Source organism: Microbacterium insulae (genome assembly GCF_042677065.1).
GTDB classification, from domain to species: Bacteria; Actinomycetota; Actinomycetes; order Actinomycetales; family Microbacteriaceae; genus Microbacterium; species Microbacterium insulae.
This window is the reverse complement of sequence record NZ_JBHTII010000001.1, coordinates 274036-286591: the sequence shown is the minus strand read 5'-3', so window position 1 is coordinate 286591 and position 12556 is coordinate 274036. Positions and strand designations below refer to the sequence as shown.

Annotated in this window: 10 protein-coding genes; 4 read left to right on the top strand and 6 right to left on the bottom strand. The window is 71.6% G+C overall.

What is annotated here, in order from left to right:
- Window positions 1–2: 2 nt before the first annotated feature.
- The 3 genes from bcp to aroA are packed head-to-tail and all read right to left on the bottom strand — an operon-like array spanning window position 3 to window position 2947.
- Window positions 3–479: a thioredoxin-dependent thiol peroxidase gene (gene bcp / locus ACFQ0P_RS01355; protein ID WP_204979938.1), complete on the bottom strand. Its 477-nt coding sequence runs from the start codon at window positions 477–479 to the stop codon at window positions 3–5.
- Window positions 480–500: 21 nt separating this feature from the next.
- Window positions 501–1577, bottom strand: a complete 1077-nt coding sequence (gene rsgA / locus ACFQ0P_RS01350; protein ID WP_204979937.1) for a ribosome small subunit-dependent GTPase A — start codon at window positions 1575–1577, stop codon at window positions 501–503.
- On the bottom strand, window positions 1574–2947 hold the full coding sequence (gene aroA / locus ACFQ0P_RS01345; RefSeq protein WP_204979936.1) for a 3-phosphoshikimate 1-carboxyvinyltransferase: 1374 nt from the start codon (window positions 2945–2947) through the stop codon (window positions 1574–1576). Before aroA ends, rsgA begins: the two co-directional genes overlap by 4 nt.
- Window positions 2948–3099: 152 nt before the next feature.
- On the opposite strand from aroA, the gene ACFQ0P_RS01340 reads away from it, so the two are divergent.
- Together ACFQ0P_RS01340 and ACFQ0P_RS01335 are read left to right on the top strand one after the other, a co-directional pair.
- A complete protein-coding gene (locus ACFQ0P_RS01340; protein ID WP_204981486.1) occupies window positions 3100–3696 on the top strand; it encodes a sigma-70 family RNA polymerase sigma factor in 597 nt (198 codons plus the stop codon).
- Complete coding sequence (locus tag ACFQ0P_RS01335; RefSeq protein WP_204979935.1) at window positions 3693–3935, top strand: zf-HC2 domain-containing protein; 243 nt, start codon at window positions 3693–3695, stop codon at window positions 3933–3935. Before ACFQ0P_RS01340 ends, ACFQ0P_RS01335 begins: the two co-directional genes overlap by 4 nt.
- A 10-nt stretch (window positions 3936–3945) precedes the next feature.
- Here ACFQ0P_RS01335 and ACFQ0P_RS01330 read toward each other — a convergent pair whose 3' ends face one another.
- Together ACFQ0P_RS01330 and ACFQ0P_RS01325 are read right to left on the bottom strand one after the other, a co-directional pair.
- On the bottom strand, window positions 3946–4851 hold the full coding sequence (locus ACFQ0P_RS01330) for a diacylglycerol kinase (protein WP_204979934.1): 906 nt from the start codon (window positions 4849–4851) through the stop codon (window positions 3946–3948).
- Window positions 4848–6509, bottom strand: coding sequence for an FAD-binding oxidoreductase (locus ACFQ0P_RS01325; RefSeq protein WP_204979933.1), 1662 nt, complete (start codon window positions 6507–6509; stop codon window positions 4848–4850). Before ACFQ0P_RS01325 ends, ACFQ0P_RS01330 begins: the two co-directional genes overlap by 4 nt.
- Window positions 6510–6543: 34 nt before the next feature.
- Between ACFQ0P_RS01325 and ACFQ0P_RS01320 the strand changes: the two genes are divergently transcribed.
- Together ACFQ0P_RS01320 and ACFQ0P_RS01315 are read left to right on the top strand one after the other, a co-directional pair.
- Complete coding sequence (locus ACFQ0P_RS01320; protein ID WP_204979932.1) at window positions 6544–7125, top strand: TetR/AcrR family transcriptional regulator; 582 nt, start codon at window positions 6544–6546, stop codon at window positions 7123–7125.
- The gene (locus ACFQ0P_RS01315) at window positions 7122–8681 is read left to right on the top strand and encodes a glycerol-3-phosphate dehydrogenase/oxidase (protein WP_378771097.1); all 1560 of its coding nucleotides are present in this window, start codon (window positions 7122–7124) and stop codon (window positions 8679–8681) included. Before ACFQ0P_RS01320 ends, ACFQ0P_RS01315 begins: the two co-directional genes overlap by 4 nt.
- 15 nt (window positions 8682–8696) lie before the next feature.
- Here ACFQ0P_RS01315 and ACFQ0P_RS01310 read toward each other — a convergent pair whose 3' ends face one another.
- Window positions 8697–12428 carry a multifunctional oxoglutarate decarboxylase/oxoglutarate dehydrogenase thiamine pyrophosphate-binding subunit/dihydrolipoyllysine-residue succinyltransferase subunit gene (locus ACFQ0P_RS01310; RefSeq protein WP_204979931.1) on the bottom strand — a complete coding sequence of 1244 codons (3732 nt, stop codon included), beginning with the start codon at window positions 12426–12428 and terminating at the stop codon, window positions 8697–8699.
- Between the last annotated feature and the right edge of the window lie 128 nt (window positions 12429–12556).

Below are 12556 nucleotides of genomic sequence, written 5' to 3'. Positions count from 1 at the left end.
GCCTACGCGGCGCCGAGGCCGACGAGCGCGCGTACGCGCGCGACATGCCCGGTGGCCTTCACGTTGTAGAGCGCGTGCTCGACCGTGCCGTCCGGCCCGACCACGAACGTCGACCGGAGGACACCGACGACCGTCTTGCCGTAGTTCGTCTTCTCTCCCCACGCGCCGTACGCCTCGTGCACGGCGTGATCGGGATCGCTGAGGAGGTCGTACGTCAGGCCGTCCCGCTCGCGGAATCGGCGCAGCTTCTCGGGCTCGTCGCGCGAGATGCCGAGCACGGTGTACCCCGCAGCCTGCAGGGGCGCGAGGCTGTCGCGGAAGTCGCAGGCCTCGGTGGTGCACCCGGGGGTCATCGCCTCCGGGTAGAAGAAGAGGATGACGCGGCCTCCGCGCAGCGCAGAGAGCGAGACGTCGCGGCCGTCCTGGTCGGCGAGGGTGAAGTCGGGAGCGGGGGAACCGGTTTCGAGTCGCGTGGTCACGACTCCAGCCTAGGCTCCCGCTCAGCCTGCGGCGTCGCGTGTCGGCCCGGCGGCGTCGCGCTTGGCGAAGGTCTCGAGCAGACGCTGCAAGGAGTCCAGCCGCGCGGGCCCGCCCGGTCCGAGGCGTCCCTCCGCGACCGCCTCGACGATGGCGCAGTCCGGGGCGTCGGGAAGGTGCGTGCAGCCGCGAGGGCACTCCTGGGCGATCTCGTCGAGGTCGGTGAAGGCGCGCAGGATGTTCGCGGTGTCGACGTGGCCGAGACCGAACGACCGGACACCGGGGGTGTCGATGACCCAGCCCGTGCCGCGCTCTCCGACGTACCGCAGGGACACCGTCGAACTCGAGGTGTGACGACCGCGGCCGGTCACCTCGTTGACGTGGCCGGTTGCACGCCGGGCTTCGGGCACGAGCGCATTCACGAGGGTCGACTTGCCGACCCCGGAGTGGCCGACGAAGACCGTCGAGTGCCCGACGAGCGCGGCACCGATGCGATCGAGCGGCATCTCCTCGCGTCCGCTCGTGAAGACCTCGAGCTCGAGACCCTCGAAGTGCGCGAGGAACTCCGCCGGGTCGGCGAGATCCGTCTTGGTCACCACGAGAAGGGGGCGGATCCCGGCGTCCAGCGCCGCGACGAGGTAGCGGTCGACGAGCCGCGCGCGGGGCTCGGGGTCGGCCGCCGCCACGACGACCAGCATCTGGTCGGCGTTGGCGACGATGACCCGTTCGACCTGGTCGGTGTCGTCGGCGCTCCTCCGCAGCAGCGAGGTGCGCTCCTCGATGCCGACGATCCGCGAGAGCGTGCCCTCGTCACCCGTGGTGTCGCCGACCACGCGCGCGCGGTCCCCGGTGACGATCGGGGTCTTGCGCAGCTCGCGCGCTCGGACGGCCAGGATCGCGCGCTCATCGGGGAGGTCTTCGTCGACGAGGACCGTGTAGCGCCCGCGGTCGACGCCGAGCACGCGGGCGATCCGCGCGTCGGCATGTGCGGGACGCCGCTTGGTGCGGGGTCGGTTGGCTTTCGGGTTCGGGCGGACGCGCACGTCCGCCTCGTCGAACTCGGGTTCGTCGTCGTCGTCGAGATCGTCGAGCCAGCTCACGATGCCCGCATCGTCTCCGCATCGTGGGTGGCCGCGTCTCCGCCGTCCTCGAGCATGGCGTCCCACAGCTCGGGGAACTCCCTCATGGTCTTGGCCGTCGTGCCGATGTCGTCGACGTCGACCCCGGGGACGGCGAGGCCGATCAGCGCGCCCGTCGTCGCCATGCGGTGATCGTGATGAGCCTGCCAGACACCCCCGTGCAGCGGACGCGGAACGATGCGGATGCCGTCCGGCAGCTCGTCGGCCTCGCCGCCGAGCCGGCGCAGCTCCGTCACGAGCGCCGCGATGCGGTCGGTCTCGTGACCTCGGATGTGCCCGATGCCGTGCAGGGTGGACGGCGAATCGGCGAACGCCGCGAGCGCGAAGATCGTGGGGGTCAGCTCCCCTGCGGCAGACAGGTCGAGGTCGACGCCCTGGATTCCGCTGCCGGCGGTGACGGTGAGGGCACCGCCGCGACGCTGGACCCTGCCGCCCATGAGCGCGAGGATCTCGGTGAGCATCGCCCCCGGCTGGGTCGAGTGGGCGGGCCAGCCGGTCACCGACACCGAGCCTCCGGCGACCATGGCCGCGGCGAGGAACGGGGCCGCGTTGGACAGGTCGGGCTCGATGGCCACATCCTTGCCGCGGACCGCGCCCGCGGGCACGATCCACTCGCCCTGAGCGGGTCGCTCCACGTGCACACCGCGGTGGGCGAGGGCCTCGACGGTCATGTCGATGTGGGGGATGCTGGGCAGCCGCGCGCCCGAGTGGTGAAGGTGCAGTCCCACGTCGAAGCGCGGCGCGGCCAGCAGCAGGCCCGAGACGAACTGGCTGGACGCGCTCGCGTCGATCGTGACCTCGCCGCCGCGGACGTGTCCGTGACCGCGCACGACGAAGGGCAGGGCCCAGTGACCGCCGTCGTCGATGTCGACGCCCACTTCGCGCAGCGCGGAGATCATCGCGCCCATCGGACGGTGGAGGGCGCTCTCGTGGGCGGTGAGGGTGACGTCGCCGCGCGCGAATCCGCCCAGGGCCGCGACGAACCGCATCACGGTACCGGCCTGGCCGCAGTCCACAATGGAGTCGCCGTGGAGCGGCCACACGGGCGTGACGAGGATGTCGGGACCGAATCGGCCGGATCCCGGCTCGAGCTCGATGCGCACCCCGAGCGCGCGCAGCGCGTCGATCATGCGGTCGGAGTCGTCGGAGTGAAGGGGTGAGGTCAGCCTGCTCGGCCCGTCGGCGAGGGACGCGAGGATGAGCTCGCGATTGGTCAGCGACTTCGACCCGGGCACGGTGACGGTGGCGTGGAGGGGGCCTGCGGCGACGGGAGCGCGCCAGGGTCCGCGCCCGTCCGGCGCGGAGCTGGGGGAATAGCCGCTGCCTGTCATCGGGTTCTACCCTACTGAACCGCGCCCCGACGGGCCGGAATCGACGACGGAAGTGGAGCCGGATGATCGCCACCCTGGACCGCCTCGACCTCGAGGCGACGTCATGGGACTTCTCGGGTGCGGAGGAGGTGCCCACCGTAGACTTGCGCGTGATGAGCGACCCTATCGAGCAGGTGGAAGACCCGCGTGCGCAGTTCGAAGAGCAGGCACTGCCCTTCATGGACCAGCTGTACGCCGCCGCGATGCGCATGACCCGCAACCCCGCGGACGCCGCCGACCTCGTGCAGGAGACCTTCGTGAAGGCCTTCGCCTCGTGGAAGACGTTCACGCAGGGGACGAACCTCAAGGCGTGGCTCTACCGCATCCTGACGAACACCTATATCAACACCTATCGCAAGAAGCAGCGCGAGCCCTACCAGGGCACGATCGACGAGCTCGAGGACTGGCAGCTCGGCGGCGCCGAGTCGACCACCGCGACCAGCACGCGATCGGCGGAGGCCGAGGCCATCGACCACATGCCCGCGTCGGTCGTCAAAGACGCGCTGCAGTCCATCCCGGAGGACTTCCGGCTGGCGGTGTACCTCGCGGACGTCGAGGGCTTCGCCTACCAGGAGATCGCCGACATCATGAAGACCCCGATCGGCACGGTCATGAGCCGCCTGCACCGTGGCAGGCGAATGCTCCGTGAACTGCTGGCCGACTACGCGAAAGAGCGCGGCATCAGCGCCGCCACGAGGAGCACGACATGACCGACTGCGGCTGTGAGAAGGCGCGGCGCGACCTGGAGGAGTATCTCCGCAACGAGGTGTGCAAGACCCAGCACACCGACATCGCCGAGCATCTGGAGCATTGCGAGGGATGCCGCGACGAAGCGCTCGTGGCGCGCACCCTGACCGAGGTCGTGGCGCGCGCGTGCAAGGAGACGGCGCCGGAGGAGCTTCGCGACCAGGTGCTCGCCAGGCTGCGGGCCGTCCAGGCCACGCACTGACCCGGACCGGTCAGACCGCCGGAATGAACACGCGCAGCGCGCGGGGCGCGACATCCACCGTGAGCGGAAGCGCTCCGATCGGATCGCCGTCGGCATAGCCCGTGACCCCCGGCGACACGATCCGCACCGAGCGCACCCGGTGCATCGCGACCTCGGGAACGGTGCCGTGCGTGCCGCGGTACACCCTCGGCAGGAGGCGCAGCAGGCGGGCCCGACCGGCCGGGCGGACCAGCACCAGATCGAGCAGCCCGTCCGTCGGGTCGGCGTCGGGACTGATCGGGATGCCGCCGCCGTAGGTGCGGCCGTTCGCCACGGTCGCCATCACGAGGTCGCTCTCGACGCGCTCGCGCGCCCCGTCGGCCGATTCGAACTCGACCACGTAGGGCATGCCCGCGAGGGTGACGAACTCGCGCAGGATCGCGATGGTGTAACGCGAGCCGCCGCGCGGCCAGGTCATCGCGTTGGCCCGGTCGTTCACCCGCGAGTCGAAGCCGCTGGCGAGGACGGTGGCGAAGTGCTCCGCCGTGCCGTCGTCGCGCAGGACCCTCGCGAGGTCGACGTCGAGGGTCGTCCCCGCCGCGATCGCGTCGGCGGCCGTCTCGACGTCGAGTTCGCGCAGACCGAGCGCCGCGGCGAAGTCGTTGCCCGTGCCCGTCGGGATGATGCCGAGCGGGATGCCGGTGCCGGCCAGGTGCTGGATCGCGAGGCGCACCGTCCCGTCGCCGCCGGCGACGGCCACTGCGTCGACCCCGGCGTCGATCGCCGCGCGCAGCAGCTCGGACGACTCCAGAGCGCTTCCGCCGCTGACGATCGCGGTCTGCACGCCGTGCGTGCGGAGCCGTTCCGCGGCCCGCATGGCGGCGCCGGTGCGCGCCCCCGAGCGGGCGGCCGGGTTCGCCAGCAGTGCGATCCTCACGCGGACGGCTCCCGCCGGTCGGGCGTGTCGGCGACGAGCGCTCCGGGATTCATGATGCCCCGCGGGTCGAGCACCGCCTTGACCGCTCGCAGCACGTCCATCCCCAGGGTGCCGACCTCCGCTTCGAGGTAGGGCCGATGGTCGCGGCCGACGGCGTGGTGATGGCTGATCGTGCCGCCGGCCTCGACGATCGCGCGGGAGGCGGCATCCTTCGCCTCCGCCCACTGCTGCTGCGGGGTCTCGGTGAGCGCCGCGACGACCGTGAAGTAGAGCGACGCACCGGCGGGGTAGACGTGCGAGATGTGGCACAGGACGATCGGCTTCGTTCCGGCGGCGGAAAGCGAGGCCGACAGGGCTGCCGTCACGGCGGCCTTGAGACCCGGGAGCCCCGCCCATGTCGCGGCGGTCTCGAGCGTCTCGGCCAGCACGCCGGCGTCGAGGAGCGTGTCGCGCAGTGCGGGGGAGGCGAAGCGTCCCCGCTCCCAGGACTGCGCGGGCCCCTCGCCGCGGGACTTCCCGCCGTGGCGCGCGAAGACCCGGTCGACCTCGTCGCGAGCGCGCTCGGCTTCGGAGTGGTCGGCGCCCTCGAAGGTGGCCACGGCGAGGCATCCGGAGAGGCGCGTGAGGTGCCCGCCCATCGCGGCGTTGACGCGGGTCTCGGTCTCGTCGCTGAGCCGAAGGACCGTGGGACGGATGCCGCGCTGCGTCGCCTCGCGGAACGCGGCCGCTGCGGATTCGAAGTCCGGAAAGGTCCACGCGGCGTAGGCGGTGGCCGCCGGACGCGGCCGGATGCGCACGGTGACCTCGGTGAGGACGCCGAACGCTCCCTCGGACCCGAGGAACAGCTGCCGCAGATCGGGACCGGCGGCGCTCGCGGGCGCGCGTCCGAGCGCGAGGTCTCCCGCGGGGCTCGCGATGCGCAGCGCGTGCACGAGATCGTCGAAGCGACCGTAGCCGCGCGAGGCCTGCCCGCTGGAGCGCGTTGCTGCGTAGCCGCCGATCGAGGCGTGGTGGAAGCTCTGCGGGAAGTGTCCGAGAGTGAACCCGCGGTCGCCGAGCAGCTCCTCCGCCTGGGGCCCGGTCGTGCCGGCGCCGAAGGTCGCCAGCAGCGAGACCTCATCGAGGTCGAGGAGCGCCGCCGTCCGGCGGAGGTCCAGGGCGATCACCGCGCGGTGCGCGCCGCGGTCGGGGTCCACGCCGCCGACGACGGAGGTGCCGCCCCCGAACGGGACCACAGCGATGTCGAGGCGGTCGCAGAGGGTCAGCACGGCCGACGTCTGCTCGTGATCGCCCGGGAGCACGACGGCGTCGGGCGCCGACTGCGGCTCGTCGAGGCGGCGGCGCAGCAGGTCGGGGGTGCTCTTGCCGCCGAGGTGCAGCATCCGCTCCTCGTCGCCCGTGACGACGCCGTCCTCGCCGACGACGGCGCGGAGGGCGGCGGCGTCGTCGTCCGTCAACAGGGAGGGTGTGAGCACCGGAGCGCTGCGGCGCGGCACCGGGTGGGCCTTCCCGGGGAGGAGGGTCGCGAGGATCGCCTTCGCGCCGGCGGGCAGGCGGGCGGGCTCGGTGCCCCACGCGTCCCACTCCGACCGGGGGCCCGGTGGGGGAACGGCCAGCGGACGCGGCACGGGATCGGGAGAGGGCGCCGTCGCGGTCATGGCGACAGTATGACACATTCTGTATGGTTGTCACATGACCGACGGAGTCGCCGCCACCGAGACCGCGATCCTCGACGCCGCGCTCGCCGAGGTGCTCGCCCACGGCATCCGCCGCACCACGGTCTCCGACATCGCGCGGCGTGCTGCCGTGTCGAGGCAGACGCTCTACCGCTACTGGCCGGACGCGCAGGCGATCTTCGCCGCGCTGGTCACGCGCGAGCTCCTCGCCGCGCTTCCCGCAACCGCGGCCGAGTCGGGCACGATCGACGAGCTCGTCGGGCTCCTCGTCGAGACGGCCGATCGCGTGCGTCGCATGCCGCTCGTGGAGCGCCTGCGCGACACGGACCCCGAGCTGTTCGCGCGGTACATCCTGGACCGGCTCGGCACGAGTCAGCGGGCCATCGTCGCCGAGACCAGCCGGCGGCTCCGCGCGGGGCAGAGCGCAGGGTTCGTCCGCCCGGGCGATCCCGAGTCGCTGGCCGCCATGGTCCTCCTCATCGCGCAATCGGCGGTGCAGTCGGCGCCCCTCGTCGCCGAGTGGCTGCCCGACGAGCGCTGGCGCACCGAGCTCGCTGCCGCGCTGCGCGGGTACCTCGCCCCGGGCAGGACGCAGTGAGGCTCGTCGGCCGCACGCCCCACCCGACCGCGCTGAACGCGGCACGCCGCGCGCGCGAGTTGCGGGCGCTCGCCGACGGCGCGCCCGTGGACGTGCTCGTCATCGGCGGCGGGGTCACGGGGGCCGGGATCGCGCTGGATGCCGCCAGCCGCGGACTGCGCACCGCCCTGGTCGAGCGCCACGACCTCGCGCACGGGACGAGCCGGTGGAGCTCCAAGCTCGTGCACGGCGGACTGCGGTACCTCGCGACGGGCCAGTTCGCGATCGCCCATGAGAGCGCGGCCGAGCGTCACCTGCTCATGACGCGCCTCGCCCCTCACCTCACGCGCGCGCTCGCGCAGGTCGTGCCGCTGTACGCGCCCGGTCACGTGCGCCGCGGTGCATTCGTCGGCGTCGGCTACGGCCTCGGCGACGGGCTCCGCCGCGTGGTCGGGACGCCCGGATCGGTGCTCGGTCCGCCCGGCCCGATCGGGCGAGCCGAGACGTTGCGGCTCGTGCCCGCCGTCCGGGCCGATGGACTTCGCGGCGGCCTGCGCGGCTGGGACGGGCAGCTCATCGACGACGCGCGGCTGGTGATCGCCGTCGCGCGGACGGCCGCCGGGTACGGGGCATCCGTCCTCACGCGCGTCGAGGCGCTGTCGGCGACGGGAGACACGGCGCGACTCCGGGACGCCCTGACGGGCGAGGAGTTCGCCGTACAGGCGCGCGCGATCGTCGGCGCGACGGGAGTCTGGGCGGGCGAGCTCGACCCCGGGGCGCTGCTGCGCCCCAGCCGCGGCACGCACCTCGTCGTGAGCGCGGACCGGCTCGGGGGAGCGGATGCCTCGCTCACGGTGCCCGTCCCGGGATCGTCGAGCCGCTTCGTCTTCACGCTTCCCGCACCCCACGGACGCGCCTACATCGGTCTCACCGACGTGCCGGCGGCGGCCACGGTGCCCGAGGTCCCCGAGGCGAGCGAGCCCGAGATCGCGTCCCTTCTGTCGACGGTGAACACGGTGCTCGCCGAGCCCCTCACGCGCGACGACGTCCTCGCGACCTTCGCCGGGCTGCGGCCCCTCCTCGCGGGAGGAGCCGAGGGGGCCGCCGATGCCGACACGAGCGATCTGTCCCGCAGACACGCGATCATCGAGTCCGGGTCCGGGCTGCTCAGCGTCGTGGGTGGGAAGCTCACGACCTACCGCCGTATGGCCGAGGACGCGGTCGATGCCGTGATCCGCCGCGACCCGTCGCTTCCGGCGCGTCCGTCGCGCACGCGCGGCATCCCGCTCGTCGGCGCGTGGCCGCGCGAACGGGCATCAGAGATCGCGGCCCCCGCGCGATTCGTGCGGCGATACGGAGCCGAGGCTCCGTTCGCGGCGTCGCTGCCCGACGGCCCGGGTGGCGCGCACGGTGTGACAGCGCAGGAACTGCAGTGGGGGATCGCAGTCGAGGGCGCGCTCGGGGTCGACGACCTGCTCGACCGCCGCACGCGACTCGGCCTGGTCCCGCTGGATCGCGAGGCGTCGATGGATGCCGCGGCCGCCGCATTCGAGCGCGCGGACGTCGATCCGGTCTGAGCGTGGTCGAGCTCGCTACAGCGTCAGCGCCTGCTTCATGATCTCGGCCTGCTCGGCGGCGTGGACCTTCGGCGAGCCGGTCGCGGTCGACGCCGCGGCGGCGCGGGACACGCGTCGGACGGTGCGACCGTTGAGGTGCTTGCTGATCTCGAGCGCGATGAAGGGCCAGGCGCCCTGGTTCTCGGGCTCGTCCTGGACCCACACCAGCTCCGCGTCGGGGTACTGGTCGACGACGGCGTTGAGCTCGGTGACCGGCGACGGATAGAACTGCTCGAGCCGCACGAGCGCGATCCCCGGGTTGGGGTTCTTGTCGAGCTCTGCGCGCAGGTCCCAGTGGATCTTGCCGGAGTGCAGCAGCACCCGCGTGACGGCGCTCTTGTCGATGCCGCGGTTGTCATCCAGCACCGGCTCGAAACGGCCGGTGAGGAAGTCCTCGACCGGGCTGGTCGCCCCGCGCAGGCGCAGCATCGCCTTCGGCGTGAACACCACGAGCGGGCGACGCGGACGCGCGTAGGCCTGGCGGCGCAGCAGGTGGAAGTACGACGCCGGGGTCGACGGGCGGGCGACGGTCATGTTGTCCTGCGCGCACATCTGCAGGTACCGCTCGATGCGGGCGGAGGAGTGGTCGGGGCCCTGGCCCTCGTAGCCGTGGGGGAGCAGCAGAGCGACGCTCGACTGCTGGCCCCACTTCTGGTCGGCCGACGAGATGAATTCGTCGATGACGGACTGGGCTCCGTTGGCGAAGTCGCCGAACTGGGCCTCCCACAGCACGAGCGAGTCGGCGCGCTCGACCGAGTAGCCGTACTCGAACGCCATCGCCGCGTACTCGCTGAGCAGAGAGTCATAGACCCAGAACCGGCCCTGATCGTCGGCGAGGTTGGTCAGCGGGATCCACTCCTGCCCGTTGGCCCGGTCATGGAGGACGGAGTGGCGCTGCACGAACGTGCCGCGACGGGCGTCCTGGCCGGCCAGTCGAACGTTGGTCTTCTCGAGGAGCAGCGAGCCGAAGGCGAGCAGCTCGCCGAAGCTCCAGTCGATCGAGCCGTTGCGGCTCATGTCGAGCCGCTTGTCGAGGAGCTGCTGCAGCTTCGTGTGGACCGTGAAGCCCTCGGGCTTGTTCACGAACGCGTCGCCGATGAGGTGGACGACCTCGCGGCTCACGCCGGTGGTGTCGGGCTCCCCGACGGCGGGCTCGTCGGCCGCGGCATCCGGCTGGACGATCTGGGACGAGCCCGTCTCGGCCGCATGCGTCTCGGCGAACGCGATCTCGAGGCGGTTCTGGAAGTCCTGCTTGGCCTTCTCGTACTCCTCCTCGGTGATGTCGCCGCGACCCACGAGCGCCTCGGTGTACAAGCGGCGGACCGAGCGCTTCGCCTCGATGAGGTTCGTCATGAGCGGCTGCGTCATCGAGGGGTCGTCGCCCTCGTTGTGGCCGCGGCGGCGGTAGCAGACGAGGTCGATCACGACGTCGCGGTGGAACCGCTCACGGTACGCGAACGCGAGCTGCGACACCCGCGTCACGGCCTCGGGGTCGTCGCCGTTCACGTGGAAGATCGGCGCCTGGATCGTCTTGGCGACGTCGGTGGCGTACACCGACGAGCGTCCGTCGTAGGGCGTGGTGGTGAAGCCGACCTGGTTGTTGACGACGACGTGCACAGTGCCGCCCGTGCGGTAGCCGCGCAGCTGCGACATCTGGAGCGTCTCGACGACCACGCCCTGTCCGGCGAAGGCGGCGTCGCCGTGCACCAGGATCGGCAGCCACGAGAACGTGCCGATGGGCTTGCGGTCCTGCTTCGCACGGACGATGCCCTCGAGCACGCCGTCGACCGTCTCGAGGTGCGACGGGTTGGCCGCGAGATACACCGGGAGCTGCTTGCCCTGGTCGGCGACGAAGGTGCCCTCGGTGCCGAGGTGGTACTTCACGTCGCCCGAACCGCTCTTGGAGCCGATCGCGACCGACCCCTCGAACTCGCGGAACACCTGGCCGTAGGTCTTGCCCGCGATGTTGGTGAGCACGTTGAGGCGCCCGCGGTGGGCCATGCCGATCGCGGCGCCGTCGAGGCCCGCCTCGGCCGCGCCCTGCAGGATCTCGTCGAGGAGCGGGATCAGCGACTCGCCGCCCTCGAGGCTGAAGCGCTTCTGGCCGACGTACTTCGTCTGCAGGAACGTCTCGAAGGCCTCGGCCTGGTTGAGCTTGTCGAGGATGCGCAGCTGCTCGTCGTGGCCGGGCTTCTGGTACTTCTGCTCGACGTTCTCCTGGAACCACTTGCGCTGCTCGGGGTCCTGGATGTGCATGTACTCGATGCCGATGGTGCGGCAGTACGAGTCGCGCAGGACGCCGAGGATGTCGCGCAGCTTCATCGTGCGCTTGCCGCCGAAGCCGCCCGTCACGAACTCCCGGTCGAGGTCCCAGAACGTCAGTCCGTGCTGCTCGATCTCGAGGTCGGGGTGGGTGCGCTGGACGTACTCGAGCGGGTCGATGTCGGCCATGAGGTGACCGCGTACGCGGAACGAGTTGATGAGCTCCTGCACGCGAGCCTGCTTGTCGACGCGCTCGGCGAGGTCGACGTTGATGTCGGCAGCCCAGTGGATCGGCGCGTACGGGATGCGGAGGGCGGCGAAGATGTCCTCGTAGAAGTGGCGCTGCCCGATGAGCAGCTCGTGCACCTTCTTGAGGAACTCGCCGGACCCGGCGCCCTGGATGACGCGGTGGTCGTACGTGCTCGTGAGGGTGATCGTCTTGCCGATCGCCATCTCGTTGAGCGTCTTCTCGCTGGCGCCCTGGAACTCGGCGGGGTACTCGAGGGCGCCGGCACCGACGATGCAGCCCTGCCCCCTCATGAGGCGCGGGACGGAGTGGACGGTGCCGATGCCGCCGGGGTTCGTGAGCGAGATCGTCGTGCCCTGGAAGTCGGCGGCCGTGAGCTTGTTGTTGCGCGCGCGGGAGACGAGGTCCTCGTAGGTCGTGAGGTACTCGCCGAACGTCAGCTGGTCGGCGCGCTTGATGCTCGGGACGAGGAGCGCGCGCGTCCCGTCGGGCTTGGGGAGGTCGATCGCGATGCCGAGGTTCACGTGCGCCGGCGCGACGACCGACGGCTTGCCGTCGATCTCGGCGTAGAACACGTTCTGACTCGGGAACTCCTTGAGCGCCCGGATGATGGCCCAGCCGATCAGGTGGGTGAAGCTGACCTTGCCGCCGCGCGTGCGCGACATGTGGTTGTTGATGACGATGCGGTTGTCGATCATCAGCTTCGCCGGGACCGTGCGCACGCTCGTCGCGGTCGGGACGGTCAGCGACTCGTCCATGTTGGCGGCGAGAGTCTTGGGCATGCCGCGCAGGACGGTGACCTGGTCTTCGCCGGCTTCGACCGCCTCGGAGGGGAGCGACTTCGGCGCCTGGGCGGGGATGGGCTGCGGTGCCGCCGGCCGCGCGGTGGTGCGCGCGACGGGCTGGTTGCCGATGACGGGCACGGGAGCCGTCACGGGGCGAGGCTCGTCGGTGGTGGCGCCAGCGGCGGACGGCACAGCGGCCTCGGAGGCCTGCGCGGCCGGCACTTCTGGTGCGTCCGGCTTGCCGGAGGGTGCCGCCTCGTCTACCGGGTGGTAGGCCTCGAGAACAGGCCACCAGGCCTTGTCGACGGAGTTCCGGTCGATCTTGAACTGCTCGTACAGCTCGTCGACGAGCCACTCGTTGGCTCCGAATTCTCCTTCATTCGAAACCCCGACGCCCGTCACCTGGCTCGACACGCTGAATCGCCTGCTTTCATCGGTGAAATTGTGGGAGACGCGACGGACCGGAGGGCCTTCGCGCACGACTCTCAAGCCTAACCCAGTCTGAGGGGCCGGTCGGGGGCGTGAGCGCTCACGGCGAAAGC